At 65.6% G+C, this 19,185-nt stretch carries 19 protein-coding genes and 1 pseudogene; 14 read left to right on the forward strand and 6 right to left on the reverse strand.

The window, feature by feature from the left end:
- On the reverse strand, positions 1-804 hold an 804-nt coding region (locus VK533_RS06140; RefSeq protein WP_324375981.1), incomplete at its 3' end, for an FGGY family carbohydrate kinase.
- 14 nt (positions 805-818) lie between these two features.
- Positions 819-1,925, reverse strand: a complete 1,107-nt coding sequence (locus VK533_RS06145; protein ID WP_324375982.1) for a glycoside hydrolase family 43 protein — start codon at positions 1,923-1,925, stop codon at positions 819-821.
- Positions 1,926-2,133: 208 nt separating this feature from the next.
- Between VK533_RS06145 and VK533_RS06150 the strand changes: the two genes are divergently transcribed.
- Positions 2,134-2,697 carry a hypothetical protein gene (locus tag VK533_RS06150; protein WP_324375983.1) on the forward strand — a complete coding sequence of 188 codons (564 nt, stop codon included), beginning with the start codon at positions 2,134-2,136 and terminating at the stop codon, positions 2,695-2,697.
- 177 nt (positions 2,698-2,874) lie between these two features.
- On the opposite strand, the gene VK533_RS06155 is transcribed toward VK533_RS06150, so the two are convergent.
- The gene (locus VK533_RS06155; protein WP_324375984.1) at positions 2,875-4,158 is read right to left on the reverse strand and encodes an MFS transporter; all 1,284 of its coding nucleotides are present in this window, start codon (positions 4,156-4,158) and stop codon (positions 2,875-2,877) included.
- 85 nt (positions 4,159-4,243) lie between these two features.
- On the opposite strand from VK533_RS06155, the gene VK533_RS06160 reads away from it, so the two are divergent.
- From VK533_RS06160 to VK533_RS06195, 8 genes are all read left to right on the forward strand, one after another.
- Positions 4,244-4,801 (forward strand): GNAT family N-acetyltransferase, encoded by a 558-nt coding sequence (locus VK533_RS06160; RefSeq protein WP_324375985.1) that lies wholly within the window; start codon positions 4,244-4,246, stop codon positions 4,799-4,801.
- Between the two features lie 143 nt (positions 4,802-4,944).
- Positions 4,945-5,493: a CDP-diacylglycerol--glycerol-3-phosphate 3-phosphatidyltransferase gene (pgsA, locus tag VK533_RS06165; protein WP_324375986.1), complete on the forward strand. Its 549-nt coding sequence runs from the start codon at positions 4,945-4,947 to the stop codon at positions 5,491-5,493.
- A complete protein-coding gene (gene moaD, locus VK533_RS06170) occupies positions 5,489-5,746 on the forward strand; it encodes a molybdopterin converting factor subunit 1 (protein ID WP_324376015.1) in 258 nt (85 codons plus the stop codon). Before pgsA ends, moaD begins: the two co-directional genes overlap by 5 nt.
- A gap of 86 nt (positions 5,747-5,832) precedes the next feature.
- Positions 5,833-6,831: a tRNA dihydrouridine synthase DusB gene (gene dusB, locus VK533_RS06175; RefSeq protein WP_324375987.1), complete on the forward strand. Its 999-nt coding sequence runs from the start codon at positions 5,833-5,835 to the stop codon at positions 6,829-6,831.
- The gene (locus tag VK533_RS06180) at positions 6,807-7,901 is read left to right on the forward strand and encodes a two-component system sensor histidine kinase NtrB (RefSeq protein ID WP_324375988.1); all 1,095 of its coding nucleotides are present in this window, start codon (positions 6,807-6,809) and stop codon (positions 7,899-7,901) included. Before dusB ends, VK533_RS06180 begins: the two co-directional genes overlap by 25 nt.
- A 2-nt stretch (positions 7,902-7,903) precedes the next feature.
- Positions 7,904-9,337, forward strand: coding sequence for a nitrogen regulation protein NR(I) (gene ntrC / locus VK533_RS06185; protein WP_324375989.1), 1,434 nt, complete (start codon positions 7,904-7,906; stop codon positions 9,335-9,337).
- 113 nt (positions 9,338-9,450) lie between these two features.
- Positions 9,451-11,640 (forward strand): sensor histidine kinase NtrY-like, encoded by a 2,190-nt coding sequence (locus VK533_RS06190; protein WP_324375990.1) that lies wholly within the window; start codon positions 9,451-9,453, stop codon positions 11,638-11,640.
- Positions 11,641-11,645: 5 nt separating this feature from the next.
- Positions 11,646-13,031 carry a sigma-54 dependent transcriptional regulator gene (locus tag VK533_RS06195; RefSeq protein WP_324375991.1) on the forward strand — a complete coding sequence of 462 codons (1,386 nt, stop codon included), beginning with the start codon at positions 11,646-11,648 and terminating at the stop codon, positions 13,029-13,031.
- Between the two features lie 38 nt (positions 13,032-13,069).
- On the opposite strand, the gene VK533_RS06200 is transcribed toward VK533_RS06195, so the two are convergent.
- Positions 13,070-13,642 carry a PEPxxWA-CTERM sorting domain-containing protein gene (locus VK533_RS06200; RefSeq protein ID WP_324375992.1) on the reverse strand — a complete coding sequence of 191 codons (573 nt, stop codon included), beginning with the start codon at positions 13,640-13,642 and terminating at the stop codon, positions 13,070-13,072.
- A gap of 237 nt (positions 13,643-13,879) precedes the next feature.
- Between VK533_RS06200 and hfq the strand changes: the two are divergent.
- From hfq to VK533_RS06215, 3 genes and pseudogenes are all read left to right on the forward strand, one after another.
- Positions 13,880-14,377: pseudogene (hfq, locus tag VK533_RS06205) on the forward strand (RNA chaperone Hfq); the annotation flags it as partial.
- A 45-nt stretch (positions 14,378-14,422) separates the two neighbouring features.
- Positions 14,423-15,724, forward strand: coding sequence for a GTPase HflX (hflX, locus tag VK533_RS06210; protein ID WP_324375993.1), 1,302 nt, complete (start codon positions 14,423-14,425; stop codon positions 15,722-15,724).
- A gap of 89 nt (positions 15,725-15,813) precedes the next feature.
- Positions 15,814-16,770, forward strand: a complete 957-nt coding sequence (locus VK533_RS06215) for a CorA family divalent cation transporter (protein WP_324375994.1) — start codon at positions 15,814-15,816, stop codon at positions 16,768-16,770.
- Positions 16,771-16,797: 27 nt separating this feature from the next.
- Here the strand turns inward: VK533_RS06215 and VK533_RS06220 are convergent, their stop codons facing one another.
- Both VK533_RS06220 and VK533_RS06225 read right to left on the reverse strand, forming a co-directional pair.
- Positions 16,798-17,805, reverse strand: coding sequence for a nitronate monooxygenase (locus VK533_RS06220; protein ID WP_324375995.1), 1,008 nt, complete (start codon positions 17,803-17,805; stop codon positions 16,798-16,800).
- A 55-nt stretch (positions 17,806-17,860) separates the two neighbouring features.
- Positions 17,861-18,256 (reverse strand): hypothetical protein, encoded by a 396-nt coding sequence (locus tag VK533_RS06225; protein ID WP_324375996.1) that lies wholly within the window; start codon positions 18,254-18,256, stop codon positions 17,861-17,863.
- Positions 18,257-18,415: 159 nt separating this feature from the next.
- Here VK533_RS06225 and VK533_RS06230 point away from each other — a divergent pair, with 159 nt between their 5' ends.
- Together VK533_RS06230 and VK533_RS06235 are read left to right on the forward strand one after the other, a co-directional pair.
- Positions 18,416-18,853, forward strand: a complete 438-nt coding sequence (locus VK533_RS06230; protein WP_324375997.1) for an ArsI/CadI family heavy metal resistance metalloenzyme — start codon at positions 18,416-18,418, stop codon at positions 18,851-18,853.
- Positions 18,853-19,182: a metalloregulator ArsR/SmtB family transcription factor gene (locus VK533_RS06235; protein ID WP_324376016.1), complete on the forward strand. Its 330-nt coding sequence runs from the start codon at positions 18,853-18,855 to the stop codon at positions 19,180-19,182. Before VK533_RS06230 ends, VK533_RS06235 begins: the two co-directional genes overlap by 1 nt.
- Positions 19,183-19,185: the final 3 nt, after the last annotated feature.

A 19,185-nucleotide genomic window follows, 5' to 3' on the forward strand; every position in this document is an offset into this window, starting at 1 on the left:
ATTGGGGCGGAAATCGTCGGTCGCGATGAAGATCACGCTCGACGTGCCGAGCGAGAGCAGGGCGTCGCCGTCCGACACCACGCCGACGCCGACCGCGCCGGCAGCATTGTCGCCGCCGCCGCCGACCACCGGAACCGCGGCCATGCCCCAGGTCTCGGCGATTTCCGGGCGGAGCGTGCCGGCGATTTCGGAGCCTTCGAACAAGCGCGGCATCTGATCGCGGCTGAGCCCGGTGGCGGCGAGAAGCGCGTCGCTCCAGTCGCGTTTCTGGACGTCGAGCCACAAGGTGCCAGCGCTGTCAGACATGTCCGATGCCTTCTCGCCGGTCATCCGCAGCCGGACATAATCCTTGGGCAGCAGGACAGTGCGGACCTGGTCGAAGATGTCGGGCTCGTGCTTGCGCACCCATGCAAGCTTGGGCGCGGTGAAGCCCGGCATGGCGAGATTGCCGGCGATGGCGTGGAGGTTGGGCACGGCCGCCTCCATCTCCTCGCACTCGGCATAAGAGCGGCCGTCGTTCCACAATATGGCGGGGCGGAGCGGCTTGTCCGCCGCGTCGAGCAACGTCGCGCCGTGCATCTGCCCGGCAACGCCGATTCCGCGTACCGAGCGGCGCACCGCCGGATCGATCGCGCGGACGGCGGCTTCGGTCGCCGCCCACCAATCCTCCGGCTTCTGTTCGGACCACAGGTCATGCGGCCGCGAGACGGTGAGCGCGGCCGTGCCCTGGCCGGCGACATTGCCGTCTGCCGAGATCACGACCGCCTTCACGCCGGACGTGCCGATATCGATACCCAGGAACATGCGTCTTCAGGCCCTCAATCGACGAACGGATTGACGGTCTGGATGGTGCCATCCGGATTGAAGTGCAGCTCGGTCACCTTGACGTTGCGCAGGTGGTTTTTGTTCGAGATCTGCGTGTCGGCATAGAAGAGCCACCATTTGCCATCCGCCTTGATGATCGAATGATGCGTGGTCCAGCCTTGTACCGGCAGCAGGATATGCCCGGTGTAGGTGAACGGCCCATAGGGGCTCTTGCCGAGCGCATAGTTGAGGAAATGCGTGTCGCCGGTCGAGTAGGTGTAATAATATTTGCCGTCGCGCTTGAACATCCACGATGCCTCGAAGAAACGCTTGTCGTGGTCGCCGCCGAGCACCGGCTTGCCCTTGTCCAGGATCAGCGCGTCGCGCGGCTTTTCGGCGAGTTGCTTCATGTCGGGCGTCATCCGCGCGACCTTGCCCGAAAGCGCGGGTTTGCCGTCCTGATGAAGGTCGGTGTCCGAACCGTTGGGATCGAACTTGCCCGTGGCCCAGCGCTGGAGCTGACCGCCCCAGATGCCGCCGAAATACATGTACGACTTGCCGTCATCGTCGGTGAAGACGGCGGGATCCATCGAATAAGCGAGCTTGATCGGCGCGGGCTCGGCCTTGAACGGGCCCATCGGGCTCTTCGAGGTGGCGACGCCGATGCGGAAGGTGCCGAGGCCGTGCTTGTCCTTGGATTTGTCGCGGACCGGGAAATAGAGGAAATAGGTGCCGTTCTTATAGGCGGCGTCGGGCGCCCACATCTGCTTCGACGCCCACGGCACGTCCTTCACATCGAGCGCCACGGGGCCGACCGTCACCGGCCCGCCGACATGATCCATCTCCAGCACGCGATAATCGTGCATCGCATATTCGCTGCCGAGATCGTCGTCGGGGATGTCGGTCGGCACGTCGTGCGAGGGGTAGACGTAGATCTTGCCGTTGAAGACATGCGCCGAGGGATCGGCGGTGTAGATCTGGCTCGTCAGCGGCTGCGACAGATAATGATGCCCGTCGGGCGAGACGGTCGGCACGTTTTCGGCCAGCACTGGGGCGGTCAGAACCGGCAACGGCAGCACGGATAAAGCGAGCGCAAGGCCCGCCAGCTTCGACTTCGCCATAAAACCCCTCCTACGGATCCTTGGTTTTCGTTCGCACCCTGTCCCGCGATGTGTCCCGGCGGGTACCTGTTAGCGCTACCAATAAACGCCGCGCCGGCCCGATCAAGCGCAAGATTGCGCCTGTCGCATATTTCTGTACGCAAATCGTTTCGGAACCGTGCGATCCTGTGTAGGTTCAAGCCTGCAAGTCACTGGACGGAGAAGGTGAATGGCCGATACTAAAACGAGCAGCGGCAAGACCGCTGCAGCGAAGCCGAAGACCACCACGCCCAAGCCTGCCGCCAAGAAAGCGGCAGCACCGAAGGCCGCTGCCAAGCCGGCTGCGCCAAAGTCGGCGGCCAAGCCTGTCGTGAAGGCGGCAGCCAAGCCTGTCGTGAAGGCGGCAGCCAAGAGCGCTGCGCCCAAGGCGCCCGCGAAGACGGCGGCGCCGAAAACCGCGCCCAAGACGGCCGCCAAGCCTGCCACCAAGAGCGCGCCGAAGCCCGCGGCCAAGCCGGCTGCGAAGTCGACAGCCAAGCCCAAGACCGTGGCCAAGGCCAAGCCCAAGGTTGCGGCCAAGGCCAAGGCGGCCGCCAAGCCCAAGGCAAAGACTGCGGCTCCGAAGGCGGCTGCGGCCCCCAAGCCCGCCGCAGCACCGCAGGTAGCCGCGGCCCCCAAGCCGGCAGCAGCACCTGCCGCGCCCGCAGCATCGGCGCCCAAGCCTGCACCGAAGCCGGCGGCCAGCGGCGGCCTCTTCGGCTTCCTGGCGTCTTTGTTCGGCGGCAAGAAGTAAGCCGTTAACCCCGTTAAGACGTGAAGCGGGCCGCGTGTTCGTCTAGGACATCGGCCATGGCCATTGCGCAGCCCGCTTCCGCTTCCCTCTTTTCGCTGAGCTCGGACGAGGCGCGCCTGTTCGTACGCGCCTGGATGCTGGGTTTTCTGGTGGTGATGCTGCTGATCGGCTGATCGTTCAGCCGCAGTCGACGCCATCGCAGGCGCGATGCAGGCGCCACGACAGCGCCGCCGCGCCGAGGCACATCACCGCGACGCTCGCCAGCGCATCCACGACCGACACGCCGGCATTGGCCAGCGCGATCGCGCCGACCGCGCCCACCACCATCAAACCCGAATTGACGATATTGTTCGCCGCCACGGTGCGCGCGGTGTGGTCGCTTTCCACCGTAGTGGTGAGGAAGGCGTAAAGCGGCACGACGAACATGCCGCCCGTCACCGATACGCCGAGCAGGCTGATCGCCACCAACGGCGCGCCCGGGTGATGGGCAAAGGCGCTGAACGAATAGAGCGTGCCCGCGGGCGCGGGGACCCAGCGTCCGGCCGCCACCACCATCACCAGCACGAACAAAGCCATGGCGAGCACCGAGGCGGGGGCGAAACGCGCCGACACCTTGCCCTTGAGCAGCTGGTTGATCAGCATCGATCCGATCGCGACGCCGACCGAGAAGATCGCCAGGAACAGGCTCGCGACCTGCTTGTCGGCGGTGAAGACGTTCTTCACCAGCGGCGGGAATTCGATCACCAGCACCGCACCGATCATCCAGAAGAAGCTGATCGACAGGATCGCCAGGAACAGGCGCGGAATGTGCAACGTCGCCGAGACCAGGGTGATCGAGGCGCGGATGATATGGATGTCGATCGGCGGCCGTTCGCCGGGCGGCGGGGCGGGGGGGACGCCGCGCGCGGTGAGCCAGCCGAGCCCGGCGACAGCGAGCACCATCACCGCCGCGACCTGCGCATTGATCAGGCCTGCCAGGATCGTGCCGCCGAGGATCGCGATATAGGTTCCGGCCTCGACCAGGCCGGTGCCGCCCAGCACCTCGCCGCGTTTCAGATGCTGGGGCAGGATCGCATATTTGATCGGCCCGAAGAAGGTCGAGTGCGCGCCCATCGCCAGCACCGCGCCGAGCATCAGCGGGACCGAGGCGAACATCAGGCCGGCGGCGCCGACGACCATGATCGCGATCTCGGCCGTCTTGATCAGGCGGATGATGCGCGCCTTGTCGTGGCTGTCGGCGAGCTGGCCGGACAGTGCCGACAGCAGGAAGAAGGGGAGGATGAACAGGCCGGTCGCGATCGCGCTGAACGCGGCTTCCTTCTTCGCGTCCGAATAGATCGAATAGGTTGCGAACAGGACCATCGACTGTTTGAACAGATTGTCGTTGAACGCGCCTAGAAACTGCGTTGCGAACAACGGCAGGAATCGGCGCTTCCCGAGAAGCCGGAATGACGGGGTCATCGAATGGCGCTCGACGCGTCGCTGGTTTTACTCACGGTCGGGGCTCATAGACGATCCGATGCACGAACTCCAACAGCCGCCTATAATGTCCCTTAATGACCCAATTTCGATCCCCGGCGGGCCGGTGATCGAGACTCCGCGGCTGCTGCTCCGCCAGCACCGGCTGGGCGACCTCGCGGAGCGGATTCCCCTTACTACGGACCCCGATTTCATGCGCTTCGTCGGCGGCGTTTATGATCGCCAGGAAAACTGGTCGCGCATGCTGCGCTATATCGGTCACTGGATCGCGCTGGGCTATGGCCTGTTCGCGGTCGAGGAGCGCGCGACCGGCCGCTACGTCGGCAATGTCGGCCTCGCCCGATTCGAGCGCGATCTCGGCGCGGATTTCGATTCCTGTCCGGAAGGTGCATGGTGGATCGCGCCATGGGCGGTCGGCCTCGGCTATGCGACCGAGGGCATGGTCGCCGTGATCGACTGGTACGAACGGACTTTCGGGCCATCCCGGATGGTCTGCATCATCGATGCGGAAAACCCGGCATCGCAGCGGGTTGGCGCCAAGCTCGGTTTCACCGCGTATCGGCAGGGCCAGACTCGCGGGCAGGATGTGATGCTGTTCGAACGCCCCCTCCCCATGAGCGATTAGCCGCGCAGACCTTGGTCGGATCAGGCTGAATCAGCCTGATCCGTGAATCAAGGTCTCAATATTTGCCGAGAGCCTGATTCACGCCACTGGCGGGAGCACGCCGTGCTTCCACCAGTGGCGATCAGGCTCTAGAGTTGTTTCAGATGCTGACGCTCCCCAACCTCCTCACCCTGTCGCGAATCGTCGCGATGCCGGTGATGGTGCTGTTGCTGTGGCATCCGGGGGTGAGCGATTATTGGCTCGCCTTCTGCCTCTACTGCCTGGTCGCGATCACCGATTATTTCGACGGCTATCTCGCCCGCGCGCAGGGCGCGGTGTCGAAACTGGGCATCTTCCTCGATCCGATCGCGGACAAGATCATGGTCGCGACCGTGATCGTGCTGCTGATCTTCACACGCGCGATCGACGGGTTGGCGGTGATCGCCGCCCTGATCATCCTGGTGCGCGAGATCGCGGTATCGGGTCTGCGCGAATTCCTGGCCGAACTGCGCGTATCGATGCCGGTCAGCCAGCTCGCCAAATGGAAGACGACGTTCCAGCTGGTCTCGCTCGGTGCGCTGATCCTGGCGGGCGCGGTGCCGAGCCAGAGCTGGATCGGCTGGGTCGGCCTGTTCTGTCTGTGGAGCGCGGCGGGGCTGACCGCGGTGACCGGTTGGGATTATCTGCGCGTCGGCCTCAAGCACATGGATTGATGTGGATATTCTCTATTTTGCGTGGGTGCGCGAGCGGATCGGGCTGGATCGCGAAGAGGTCGATCCGCCGGCAGAGGTGACGGACGTGGCCGGGCTGATCGCGTGGCTGGCGACGCGCAGCCCGGGCCATGCCTCAGCGCTTGGCGACCCGACCTGCCTGCGCGCGGCGATCGATCAGAAGTTCGCAGGCTCGGACGCGCTGATCACCGGGGCGTATGAAGTTGCGCTCTTTCCGCCCGTGACGGGCGGGTGATCCAGGTCCGCGTTGACGCGCGCGCTGGTTGCGGGGCGACGCTTAAACCTGTAGGGCTTGCCTGATTTTTAGGCAAAGTAACACGCGTGACCCGGCTCAAGCCCATCCAAATCGGTAATGTGACGATCGAGACGCCGGTAATTCTGGCGCCGATGACGGGCGTCAGCGATCTGCCGTTTCGCCGCATCGTGCGTTCCTACGGCTCTGGTCTCAACGTGACCGAGATGATCGCGAGCCAGGCCGCGATCCGCGAAACGCGTCAGTCGATCCAGAAAGCGTTGTGGGATCCGATGGAGGATCCGGTGTCGATGCAGCTGGTCGGTTGCGAACCCGTTTCGATGGGGGAAGCCGCCAAGCTCGCCGAGGACAAGGGCGCGGCGATCGTCGACATCAATATGGGCTGCCCTGTGCGCAAGGTCGTCAATGGCGACGCCGGTTCCGCGCTGATGGCCAAGCCCAAGCTCGCCGCCGAGCTGATCGAAGCGACGGTCAAGGCGGTCAAGGTGCCGGTCACGCTCAAGATGCGGATGGGCTGGGATCATCACAGCCTCAACGCGCCCGAACTGGCGCGCATCGCCGAGGATATCGGGATCAAGATGATCACCGTCCACGGCCGCACCCGCTGCCAGATGTACAAGGGCTCGGCCGACTGGGCGTTCATCCGCAAGGTCAAGGACGCGGTCTCGATTCCGGTGATCGTCAACGGCGATATCTGCTCGATCGAGGATGCCGATGCGGCGCTTACCCAATCCGGTGCGGACGGGCTGATGATCGGCCGCGGCGCCTATGGCCGGCCCTGGTTCCTCGCGCAGGTGATGCGCTGGCTGCAGACCGGCGAGCATCGTGCCGATCCGTCGCTCGACGAGCAATATCGCGCGATCACAAGCCATTATGAAGAAATGCTCGACCTCTACGGCAAGGAAGTCGGCGTCAATATGGCGCGCAAGCATATCGGCTGGTACACCAAGGGCCTGACCGGCTCGGCCGAGTTCCGCAATCGCGTGAACCAGGAACCCGTCGCCAGGATCGTGCTGGCCATGCTCGCCGAATTTTACGCTCCATGGACTACGCGAGCGGCCGCCTAGCCCGGCTGCGTGCGCGTGGAGACGCGCGCCCGGCGCCGGCGGAGGCCTTGCTGGCTGCCTTGCCGACGCCGCTGCTGGTGGTGGATGAGGAAGGCATCATCCTCGACACCAATGCCGCCGCCGAGACGTTGCTCAACCTGTCGCGCAGCGCGATCATCGGTATGGGGATAGACGACGCGACCGGCCATCACCTGCGCACGATGCCGAGCGAGACCCCGTTCGTCGCCTACGACCTGGAAGTTTTGCTGCCCGGTCAGCGCCATTTGCGCTCCGACCTGCTCGCCGCGCCCTTGCCCGACTGGCCCGGCTGGCGCGTGGTCGCGCTCCATGCCTATCCCAGCGCGGCGCCGATCGCGCGACGCGCGGGCGGCAATCTGGCGGCGGCGGGCGCGGCTGCCCTGCTCGCGCACGAGATCAAGAATCCGCTGTCTGGTATCCGTGGCGCGGCCCAGTTGCTCGAGGCCAATGCCGACGAGGATAGCCGCGCGCTGACCCGATTGATCCGCGACGAGGTCGATCGCGTCGCCGCTCTGATCGACCGGATGGAGGGCTTCACCGACAAAAGGCCACTCGAACTGGAGCCGCAGAATATCCACGCCATCCTCGAACATGCGCGCAGCGTGGCGATGCGGGGTTTCGGGGAAAACATCGTCTTCAAAGAGATTTACGATCCGTCTCTGCCACCCATTCTCGGGCATCGCGATTCGCTGGTGCAGGTGGTGATCAACCTGCTCAAGAATGCCGCCGAGGCGCTGGGCGAGGAGGGCGGATCTGTCACGCTGACCACCGCCTATCGTCATGGCATGCGGATGGTGACCGACGGCGGTGACGGGCGGCGGCAATTGCCGATCGAAGTGTGCGTGATCGACGACGGTCCCGGCGCACCGCCCGAGTTGGCCGAGCATCTGTTCGATCCGTTCGTCAGCTCGAAACGGGACGGGCGGGGCCTGGGGCTGGCGCTGGTCGAGAAGCTGGTCGCCGATCAGGGCGGCATTGTCGAATATGCGCGCGAGGGACAGCCGGAGCGCACCGTGTTCCGTCTGATGCTGCCGCGCGCGCCGAGGAAGTGAAAATGGGCGGGCGCGTCTTGGTGTGCGACGATGATGCGGCGATCCGCACGGTGGTGCGCGAAGCGTTGCGGCGCGCCGGCCATACGGTCGAGACCGCCGCCAGTGCCGCCGAACTCAGGCGTGTGATCCGCACGTTCCGGCCGCAGGTGCTGCTGACCGACGTCGTGCTGCCTGACGGCAACGGGCTCGATATGGTGCCGGAACTGCTCGCCGATCATCCGCACATGCCGATCATCGTGCTGTCGGCGCAGAACACGTTCACCACCGCGATGCGCGCGACCGAGCAGGGCGCGTTCGATTATCTGCCCAAGCCGTTCGATCTCAGCGAGCTGGTCCAGACGGTGGACGATGCGCTTGCGCGCGGCCCCGCCGGCGGGCTGGACGATAATGATCAGGCGGGTGAGGATCTGCCGCTGATCGGCCGTTCGCCGCCGATGCAGGAGGTCTATCGCACGATCGCACGGGTCGTCTCCAACGACCTGACCGTGCTGGTGCTGGGCGAATCCGGCACCGGCAAGGAACTGGTCGCGCGCGCGATCCATGATTTCGGGCCGCGCAAGGAAGCCCCCTTCGTCGCGGTCAACATGGCGGCGATCCCGCGCGAGCTGATCGAGAGCGAATTGTTCGGCCATGAACGCGGCGCCTTTACCGGCGCGGCGCAGCGTACCGCCGGCCGCTTCGAGCAGGCGCAGCGCGGTACTTTGTTCCTCGACGAGATCGGGGATATGCCGATGGAGGCTCAGACGCGGCTGCTGCGCGTGCTCCAGTCGGGCGAATTCTCGCCCGTCGGTGGCGCGCGCGCGATCCGCGCCGACGTGCGGATCATCGCCGCGACCCATCAGGAATTGCCCAGGCTGATCGCCGAGGGGCAGTTTCGCGAAGATCTCTATTATCGGCTCAACGTCGTGCCGGTGCGGCTGCCGTCGTTGCGCGAGCGCGGGTCCGACGTGGGCGAACTGGCGCGCCATTTTCTCGACCGCGCCGCCGCCGACGGCCTGCCGCGCAAGCAGCTCGATACGGCCGCGGTCGCGCGGCTCGAACGCCACAGCTGGCCGGGCAATGTGCGCGAGCTCGAGAATCTGATGCGCCGGCTGGCGGCGTTGACCCGCGATGCGGTGATCACGCCCGCTTTGATCGAGCAGCAATTGGGAGTGGGCGGGCAACCGGCAGCGACCGTGCCTGAAGGCGCGGGGCTGGGCGAGGCGATCGAGCAACATCTCGCGCGGCATTTCGCGACCTATGGCAACGCGCTGCCGCCCGATGGTCTCTATGATCGCGTGCTGGCGGAGATCGAACGGCCGCTGTTGCGGCTGACGCTGGCGGCGGTGCGCGGCAACCAGCTCAAGGCCGCGCGGCTGCTCGGCATCAACCGCAACACGTTGCGCAAGAAGCTCACCGATCTGGGCGTCGGCCCGCAGGTGCGACGAAGCGACTAGGCGAACGGCTCGCCGCATTCAGGACACACTATGTGTTCCATGCGCCACAACGATGTGGTAGCCGGGACACGATGATGCCGTCCCCCAGAGGCACTCTTCGGCAGACGTCGCGATTGCGGCGACGCATAGGCCTGCTGTTCCGCTCGCGTCGCATTCTTGCGATCGGCGAACCGCTGACGGTCGCGGCGATGATCGGCGTGGCCGCGATCACCTATTCGATCCTGAATCACGGTACGCCGGATCGTCCGCTCAACCCGTTCCTGGTGGCGTTGCTGCTGGTCGGCAACCTAGTGCCGGCGATGGCGCTGCTGGTGCTGATCGCGCAGCGGGTGGCGCGCGGCCGGTCGGAACGGTCGCCACTCGGCGCACGCGGCGGCCTGCACGTGCGCCTGGTCGCCCTGTTCTCGGTGCTGGCCGCGGTGCCGACCTTGCTGGTCGTGATCTTCGCGTCGTTGCTGTTCCAGTTCGGCGTGCGTTTCTGGTTCTCCGACCGCGCCAGCGTCGTGCTGCAGAATGCCGATCGCGTGGTGCAGGCCTATATCAACGAGCATCGCACCAACCTGTGGCGCAACGCGACCGCGATGCGGGACGATCTTCTCGCCACATTGGCTACCGCCCGCTCGGACGATCCACGGTGGGCGAGTTATTTTGCGAAGCAGGTCGTGTTTCGCCAACTCGACCAAGCCGCCGTGATCCGGGTGGTTTCGGACAATAGCGAATACCCGATCTGGTATGCCAATCTCGACAAGAACACGCCGCTCGATCGCCTTGTCGATCCCGCGAAGCTCGCCGATTATGATCGGCAACAGCCGCAGGTTAAGGTGCTGCCCGATCGCATGGAAGCCGTGATCCCGCTCGACACGGATTCACGCACCTATCTCTGGATATCGCGCGGCGCCAATCGGCTCGCGATCGCGCAGTCCGCGCGGGCGACGTTGGCGATGGACGATTATCAGGCGTTCATGGCGCGGGCGCGGACGCTGCAATTGCAGTTCAATGCCGCGTTGCTGATCGTATCCTTGCTCACGGTCGCGATCGCGATCTGGATTGCCTTCGCCGTCGCTGATCGCATCGTCCGACCGATCGGCGAACTGGTCGGCGCCGCCCGACGGGTGGCGGGCGGCGATCTCGGCGCGCGCGTGCCCGCGCCCAACAAATATGACGAGGTCGGGCGCCTCGCCGCGGCGTTCAACCGCATGACGCGGCGCCTGCAGGAACAGACGGGCGCGCTCGAAAGCCGCCGTGCGCTGACCGAGGCGGTGCTGTCGGGCGTGTCGGCGGGCGTGATCTCGGTCAATCGCGAGCGCGAAGTCACCCTGATCAACCTGTCCGCCCAGGCGCTGCTGCGCACCGGGGACGCCAGCCCGATCGGCCAGCCCTTGCACGCGTTGGTGCCCGAGCTCGATCGCGTGCTCGATACGGGCGAACGTCAGGCGGTGGTGCAGCTGGCCGGCGAAGGCGAGGTCAGCACGCTCGCGGTGACCGTGGTCAATGCCGGCAACGGCCATGTGCTGACCTTCGACGACATTACCCAGCAGCTGGCCGATCAACGCCATGCGGCCTGGTCCGACGTCGCGCGCCGGATCGCGCACGAGATCAAGAATCCGCTGACCCCGATCCAGCTCGCCGCCGAACGGCTCCAGCGCCGCTACGGCAAGCAGATCGACGAAGGGGACGGCGGCACGTTCGAGAAACTGGTTTCGACGATCGTCCGGCAGGTCGGCGACATACGGCGCATGATCGACGAATTCTCGTCCTTCGCGCGCATGCCCAAGCCGACCTTCCGCAGCGAGAATCTGGCCGAAATCGCGCGCCAGTCGCTGTTCCTGCACGAAGTCGCGCATCCCGCGATCCGCTTCAGCCTCGACGCGCCCGATATTGCGCCGGCGATGGTGTGCGATCGCCGCCAGATCGGCCAGGCGCTGACCAACATCGTCAAGAATGCGTGCGAGGCGGTCGAGGCGCGGCTCGGCGAAGGGCAGGGCGGCATGGTCGCGATGACGATCCAGACGGTCGATGGCCGCCTGATCCTCGACGTGGCCGACGACGGCGTCGGCCTGCCCGCCGAGCGCGACCGTCTGACCGAACCTTATGTGACGACGCGCGCCAAGGGCACCGGCCTCGGCCTCGCCATCGTGCGGCGCATCGTCGAGGAGCATATGGGCACGATCGGCTTCGCCGACCGCCCCGGCGGCGGCACGATCGTCCATCTCGATTTCGATCTGCATGCACTGGACGCGATTGCTGCCGATGACGCGGCCGACGCGCGCATTCCAGAGCTTGCGAATGGCAGGAGCCTGTAAACATCATGTCGCTCGATATTCTGGTTGTTGATGACGAAGCCGATATCCGCGAGCTCGTCTCCGGCGTGCTCGAAGACGAAGGCTATCGCCCGCGCAGCGCGTGGGACGCCGATTCGACGCTCGCCGCGCTCGCTGAACGGCGGCCGAGCCTGGTGCTGCTCGACGTGTGGCTGCAGGGCTCGCGCCTCGACGGGTTGCAATTGCTGAGCGAGATCAAGCGGCGCGACCCGACCTTGCCGGTGATCGTCTTCTCCGGCCACGGCAACCTCGACACGGCGGTGGCGGCGGTGCGGCAGGGCGCGGTCGACTTCATTGAGAAGCCGTTCGAAAGCTCGCGCCTGCTCCACCTCGTCGCGCGTGCGACCGAGACCGATCAGCTGCGGCGCGAGAATGCGACGTTGCGCGCACAGGTCGGGCAGGAAGACGAACTGACCGGTACCAGTCAGGCGATCAACCAGGTGCGTGCCACGCTGAAGCGCGTCGCCGGGACCGGCAGCCGCGTGCTGCTCGCGGGGCCGGCGGGGGCGGGCAAGGAAGTCGCCGCACGCCTGCTCCACAATTGGTCGCCACGCGTGAAGGCATCGTTCGTGGTGGTCGCCGCCGCGCGGATGACCCCCGACCGGGTCGAGGAGGAATTGTTCGGCCTTGAGGAAGGCAATGAGCTGATCAAGCCGGGCCTGCTTGAGGAAGCACATGGGGGAACTTTGTTCCTCGACGAGATCGCCGACATGCCGATGTCGGCGCAGGCCAAGATATTGCGCGTGCTGACCGACCAGAGCTTCACCCGCGTCGGCGGCACGCGCACGGTCAAGGTCGACGTCCGCGTCGTTTCCGCCACCGCGCGCGACCTGACTGCCGAAATCGCCGCCGGGCGCTTCCGCGAGGACCTCTATTACCGGCTGAACGTGGTGCCGGTGATGTTGCCGCCGCTCGAACAAAGGCGCGAGGACGTGCCGACGCTCGCGCTGCATTTCGCCGCGCGTTACGCCGCCGAACGGCGCGTGCCGACGCCCGACATCAGCCCCGAAGCGGTGGCCGCGCTCCAGGCCTATGACTGGCCGGGCAATGTCCGCCAGCTGCGCAACGTGATCGAACGCACGATCATCCTCGCACCGGGTGACAGGATCGGCCGGATCGATGCGGACATGCTGCCGCCCGAATTGCTGTCGGGCCAGGCCGAGATCATTCCCGGCAACGCCGCGCGTTCGATCATGGGCACGCCGCTGCGCGAGGCGCGCGAGACGTTCGAGCGCGAATATCTGCGCGTCCAGATTCGCCGGTTCTCGGGCAATATCAGCCGCACCGCCAACTTCATCGGGATGGAACGCTCCGCGCTCCATCGCAAATTGAAGAGCCTCGGCCTCGCCGATCCGCGCGCCGAAGAGGAATAGGCATCCGGCCGGCGTTCAGCCGGCCGGAGCCATTTTGGTCAGGCGAACCTGACTGTCGGGCGACGGCGGCGCATCGCGGCGCCGGCCATGCCGAAGCCCGCGACCATCATCGCCCAGGAAGCCGACTCGGGGACTGCGCTCAAGGAGCCATCGCCTGTCGAAAATTTGGTGTTGAAAACGGTTTGGCCATGGGTGTTGACGTGCGTGCTGCCGTCGGCGGAGATGGCATAATAGCCACCCGAATAGCCGAAATTGATCGTCAACGCGGAGGTGGAGACGACAAACCCAGCCTCGGAGAGCCCCGGCCCCGACGTGTAGAGGACATTGTCGAAGAAGAAGGAGGCGACCAAGCCCAGGTTCGGCTGGTTCGGGTTGACGACAAGACCGGTCACCGCCGAACCGTCGACCGTTCCCGAAGCCGACAAGATGTCGTAGCCGCCGATCGAGTTGAGCACATCCGATGTGGTCAGATAGAGAGTAGCCGACAACGGGCTGCCCACCTGGGACAGGCTTTGGTCCGCATCATATTGAAACAGGAAATTCGCCGCCTGAGCCGGCGCCACCGCTGCGGCCGCGAACAGCGCGGCAATCGTCAAACGCTTGATATTCATGACTTTCCCCCAACGCATCATGATGAGCGTTCATCTGACATACATTTTTGTTACGCGGGCGATAACCTCTTTTCGTGGTTAATCAGTTTCGCGTTCCGCGCAAAGAAGGACAGTAAGGCTGCTGCATGCTTGTGCTGCAACGCAGCGTGAGATATTGTGCAATCGCCCCACCCCCGGGACAAACACGACGCCGTGAACGGCGCCAGCGCGGGCCCATGACTCGCCAAGACGAAAGAAGGCCAAGCCCCCATGGCGGATAAGGTCAACAATCTTCAGGATATTTTCCTGAACACGCTCCGCAAGTCCAAGACCCCGGTGACGATGTTCCTCGTCAAGGGTGTCAAGTTGCAGGGCATCATCACCTGGTTCGACAATTTCTCGGTCCTGCTCCGTCGCGACGGGCAGAGCCAGCTGATCTACAAGCATGCCATCTCGACGGTGATGCCCGCGCACCCGATCGACCTGGCCGAGGTCGAGAAGGCGTTCGAGGACCGCAAATCGCAGCTGCTGCAGGAAATCTTCCTCGCCGCCGTCCGCAAATCGGGCGAGCCGGTGACGATGTTCCTGGTCAACGGCGTGATGCTCCAGGGCGAGATCGCGGCCTATGACCTGTTCTGCATGCTGCTGCGCCGCGACGGCATGAGCCAGCTTGTCTACAAGCACGCCATCTCGACGGTGCAGCCGCTCCATCCGCTCAACCTGATGAGCGGTGAGGAAGGCGAGGAAGAAGAGTGAGCGCGGCGGGGTGAAAGCCCCGCTTCGAACTCCTATCTAGCGATAATGAGTGTCTTCAATCGCGACGAAACCGACGAGGTGCGCCACGGCGCCCGCGCGGTCATAGCGCTGCCCGAGCTGAATAGCGGGCTGCGCGATACCGAGGCGCGCCTCGAGGAGGCGGCCGGTCTGGCCGCCGCGATCGGGCTCGAGGTGGTCGACCGGCTGTCCTTCCGCGTGCGCCAACCCAAGCCCGCCACCTTGTTCGGTTCGGGCCAGGTCGAGCAGATCGCGCAGGCCGCGCGGATGCACGACGCCGAACTGGTCGTGGTCGATGCCGCGCTGACGCCGGTCCAGCAGAAGAATCTGGAGAAGGCCTGCGAGGCCAAGGTGATCGACCGGACCGGCTTGATCCTCGAAATCTTCGGCGAGCGCGCGGCGACGGCGGAGGGCCGGCTCCAGGTCGAGCTCGCGCATCTCGATTATCAGGCGGGCCGGCTGGTGCGATCCTGGACCCACCTTGAGCGGCAACGCGGCGGCTTCGGCTTCCTCGGCGGTCCGGGCGAAACCCAGATCGAGGCCGACCGTCGCCTGATCCGCGACCGCATGGCCAAGATAAGGCGCGAGCTGGAACAGGTGCGGCGGACGCGCGGGCTGCACCGTGCGCGGCGCGAGCGTGCGCCGTGGCCGGTCGTGGCCTTGGTCGGCTATACCAATGCGGGCAAATCGACCTTGTTCAACCGCGTCACCGGCGCGGACGTGATGGCGGAGAACCTGCTGTTCGCGACGCTCGATCCGACGATGCGGCAGGTGTCGCTGCCCGGGATCGACAAGGTGATCCTGTCCGATACGGTCGGCTTCGTGTCCGATCTGCCGACGCAGCTGGTGGCGGCGTTCCGCGCGACGCTCGAGGAAGTGACCGCGGCCGACCTGATCCTCCATGTCCGCGACATCGCGCATCCCGATACGGAAGCGCAGCGCGCGGACGTGCTCGCGGTGCTGAAGGAAATCGGGGTCGGCCCGGAAGCGGGCGAGGGCGCCCCGATCATCGAAGTCTGGAACAAGCTCGATGCGCTCGACCCCGAGGCGCACGAACGCGTGCTCGGCGACGCGGCGCGCGACGAGGATGTGCTCCCGATCTCGGCGCTGACCGGCGAAGGGGTCGAGGATCTGCGCCGGGGCGTGGCCGAACGCCTGCTCGCCGGGGCGCGCGTGCACAGCATCGACCTCGCCGCCGGCGACGGCGGCGCGATCGCGTGGCTGCACCAGCATGGCGAAGTGCTCGACCAGGCGATGGCGGGCGAGACGCTGACGATGGACGTGCGGCTTTCGCCCGACGAATGGGCACGCTTCCAGTCGCGTCGCTGATCGGTAACAAGAGTGTCATATCGGCACTCTAGCCGATCCACTTCAACCCGAGGCGAACCCCCACGTCCAGCGAACCGCCTCTGCAGCCGTTGATCGAGCCGGGCCTGGTCTGGACCTGCTGGCAATGCGAGGACGGCATGAAGCTGGCCGAGGGGACCCCGCCGGCCGATGCGCCGTTCCGCTGGCTCCACCTGGATCTATGGGATCAGCGCAGCGCACGCTGGATCGCGACTCAATCGGGCCTGCCCGCCGACCTGCAGGCCTTGTTCCTGTCGTCGGACGATCAGCCGCGCGCGATGGGGATGAAGGATGCGCTGGCGCTGGTGCTGCCCGATTTCCAGCGCGAATTCGATCGCGAGCAGACCGAGCAGATCGGCGCGCTGCGGGTCGCGCTGCGGCCGGGGCTGGTCCTCACCGGACGCCATCATCCGCTGCATACGCCCGATGTGTTCCGGCATCGCGCCGCGCAGGCCGACACGCTCGATGCGGCCGGCGCGCTCGAGCTGATCCTGGACAGTTTGGCGGATACGCTGGCGTTGCGCACGGCGGGCGCGCTGTCGGAATTGCTGGCGCTGGAGGACCGGATCCTCGCCGACCAGAATGTACCAGACACGCGCGCCTTGGTGACTTTGCGCCGGCTGACCGCGCGGCTGCACCGGATGGCGAGCGGGATGTACACGGCGCTGTATCGCGCGAGCGAGGATCCGACGATCGCGCCCGCTTATGGCGAAGTGCTCGCCCGGTCGGTGCGGCGGCTGCAGCCGATCGAGCGCGATGTGGTGGCGGCGCAAAGCCAGTTGCGGCTGCTGCGCGAGGAACTCGATTTGCAGGCGGGCCAGCAGACCAACGAGAATGTCTATCTGCTGTCGGTGATCACGGCGCTGATTATGCCGGCGACTTTGGTGACGGGTTTCTTCGGGATGAATACGGGCGGGATGCCGTTTGAACAGGGCGCCAGCGGGACCTTGTGGGCGACGATCTTCGCGGTCGGCTGCTCGATCGCGACGTGGTTGTTGCTGCGGATGATGGGGCTGATCCGACGGTAGCGGGTCGATAAAGCGCCGGCGCGGTTCTCACAGCCAAGCGGGTTCGGTGCGGATCGCCATCGCTCGCCGCGCTTCGTCCATCATTCGATCGATGATCGCACGCGCCGGCTCGACAGAACTTATATCGGCTGCGCATTCGCCCGCGGTGAGACAGGCCCATTCGAGATCGGCGTCGAAGGCGCGCGTCGGGAGAATGGCGCTGTAGCGGGGAACGGGCATCGTCTGTCCGCCCAGGATCGTCGTTCCGATGATCTGCCCGGCGGCCTCCGCCAGCGCGGCCTCGACGCGGCCATCGGAGGTGCGAACGGCCTCATTCACCAGCGCGCGGATGGGCTGACCTGGCCATTCGGGCCCGAATACGGTCGTCAGTGCGGTGCAATCCTTCCCCGCCTGAACAACGCGCGCCTTATAGCCTTCGTGGGCGTCGGCTTCGCGCGAGGCGAGGAAACGCGTGCCGCACCAGACAGCGTCGGCCCCACGCGACAAGGCCGCTGCCATGGTCGCGCCGTCGATTATTCCACCCGCGGCGACCAGCGGCAGATCGGGCAGCGCATCGTGAACGGCCGCGAACAGGGGGGCAAGTGGCGCCTCGGAGCGGTTGTGCCCGCCCGCTTCCGAGCCCTGAACGATCAGGGCTTCCGCGCCGAGCGCCGCGCCGGCTTTGGCTTCGTCGATCGAGCCGATCTGCATCCAGAAGCCGACACCGCCGGATTTGAGCCGTGCCACCTGTGCCGGCGAGGGCGCCGACCAGAAGAAGACCACCAGCGGCACATGCTCTTCGATCAACACATCGATGTGCGTGTCGTCGATGAACTCGCCGATCAGATCGATGCCGAAGCAGCCGGACGTCAGATTGCGCGTGGCGCGGATCATCATGCGCAGGCCTTCGGCGGGCACCATCGCGCCGCCAAGCATGCCGAGCCCGCCGGCTTCGGCGACCGCCGCCGCCAATTCGGGGCCGGCAACGAACGCCATGCCGGCATTGATGATCGGGACTTTCAGTCCAAACTTTTCGGTGATGCGGGTCGTGAACAATGACGTGTCCTTTTGTTGCCGACCCGGGCGGTAGCGAAGCGGACATCGGCAAACATCAGGTTGGTGGGCGAAAATCGCCCCACCCCAATTTGTTCAAGGCGTGGGCGAAGCGGAGCATGGCCAGGCGGACTTTCGGCGCGCCGCGTTCGCGGGCGGCTTCGTCAAAATGCACGCCGGTCTCGTCATGGATCAGCCAGCCGCGCTCGACGAGGTTGGCGATACGCCGGCGGATGGTCGATGGCTGGAGGACGACGACGCGCGCCAGGCCGCGAATGCTGACGCTTTGTCCCTTGAGTTCGGCGGCCTTGACGTTGGTCACGATGGCGGAGTTGACGGAATCGCCGAACATTTCGATGTGCTGCAGTTCGAGATCGTTCATGAGTTCGGCAAAGGCGATGACTTCCTGCGCGGACACGCCGGCATAGTCTGTTTGGGCCACGGTATTCGTCACCGACCGCAATCCTTCGTCAAAGCGCGCCGGTATCCGCATACGAAATTGGCGGAAGAAGGGCTATCACAAGCACGCTGGGTATCGGTTTTGACGTCTGGCGGAGGCTTGAACTGTCTCATGATTCGTATATTCTCGAAATATCGAATCATGGAGCGAAGTATGAAACGCCTTCACCTTCACGTCAGCGTGCCCGATCTGGCGCCGGCCATTTCCTTCTATTCCACCCTGTTCGACGCCGCGCCGACGGTGGTGAAGCAGGATTATGCGAAGTGGATGCTGGACGATCCCTGCGTGAACCTCGCCATTTCGGCACGGGCGCGCGCCAACGGCGTCGATCATGTCGGCATCCAGGTCGACAGCGCGGACGCGCTCGGCGCGATCGCGTCGCGGCTCAAGGCGGCGGGGGCGACGACGTTCGATCAGGAAGCGACGACGTGCTGCTATGCCCAATCCGACAAAAGCTGGGTCAGCGACACGGCCGGCGTGCGTTGGGAAACCTTTTTCACCCACGGCGAGGCGACCTCCTATGGCGAGGATGAGGCGCTGCCCGCCGCAAGTGCCTGTTGCGGGCCCAAGGCGCAGGCGGCGTGCGGCTGATGCAGTTGCCGACCGCCGTCGAGGCCTTGTCCGCGCTGGCCCATGCCAGCCGGCTCGCCGTGTTCCGCCTGCTGGTGCGTGCAGGGCCCGAGGGTCTGCCCGCGGGCGAGATTGCGCGTGAGGTGGCGGTATTGCCCAACACGCTGTCCACCCACCTCACGATCCTTGCCCATGCCGGGCTGATCCGGTCGCAGCGCGAGGGGCGCTCGATCCTCTATTCGGCCGACTATGACGGGATGCGTGGCCTGCTCGGCTTCCTGATGGAGGATTGCTGCGCGGGCCGTCCCGAAATCTGCGCGCTGCCCGCCGTCATGCCCTGCTGCGACTGAGGC

It is taken from the genome of Sphingomonas sp., from assembly GCF_035317925.1.
In the GTDB taxonomy this organism is placed as follows: domain Bacteria; phylum Pseudomonadota; class Alphaproteobacteria; order Sphingomonadales; family Sphingomonadaceae; genus Sphingomonas_I.

Coding starts and splice junctions, on each gene's coding strand:
- VK533_RS06145 (WP_324375982.1), bottom strand. CDS start 1,925: ATGGCGAAGTCGAAGCTGGCGGGCCTTGCGCTCGCTTTATCCGTGCTG.
- VK533_RS06150 (WP_324375983.1), top strand. CDS start 2,134: ATGGCCGATACTAAAACGAGCAGCGGCAAGACCGCTGCAGCGAAGCCG.
- VK533_RS06155 (WP_324375984.1), bottom strand. CDS start 4,158: ATGACCCCGTCATTCCGGCTTCTCGGGAAGCGCCGATTCCTGCCGTTG.
- VK533_RS06160 (WP_324375985.1), top strand. CDS start 4,244: ATGTCCCTTAATGACCCAATTTCGATCCCCGGCGGGCCGGTGATCGAG.
- pgsA (WP_324375986.1), top strand. CDS start 4,945: ATGCTGACGCTCCCCAACCTCCTCACCCTGTCGCGAATCGTCGCGATG.
- VK533_RS06180 (WP_324375988.1), top strand. CDS start 6,807: ATGGACTACGCGAGCGGCCGCCTAGCCCGGCTGCGTGCGCGTGGAGAC.
- ntrC (WP_324375989.1), top strand. CDS start 7,904: ATGGGCGGGCGCGTCTTGGTGTGCGACGATGATGCGGCGATCCGCACG.
- VK533_RS06195 (WP_324375991.1), top strand. CDS start 11,646: ATGTCGCTCGATATTCTGGTTGTTGATGACGAAGCCGATATCCGCGAG.
- VK533_RS06200 (WP_324375992.1), bottom strand. CDS start 13,642: ATGAATATCAAGCGTTTGACGATTGCCGCGCTGTTCGCGGCCGCAGCG.
- hflX (WP_324375993.1), top strand. CDS start 14,423: ATGAGTGTCTTCAATCGCGACGAAACCGACGAGGTGCGCCACGGCGCC.
- VK533_RS06230 (WP_324375997.1), top strand. CDS start 18,416: ATGAAACGCCTTCACCTTCACGTCAGCGTGCCCGATCTGGCGCCGGCC.
- VK533_RS06235 (WP_324376016.1), top strand. CDS start 18,853: ATGCAGTTGCCGACCGCCGTCGAGGCCTTGTCCGCGCTGGCCCATGCC.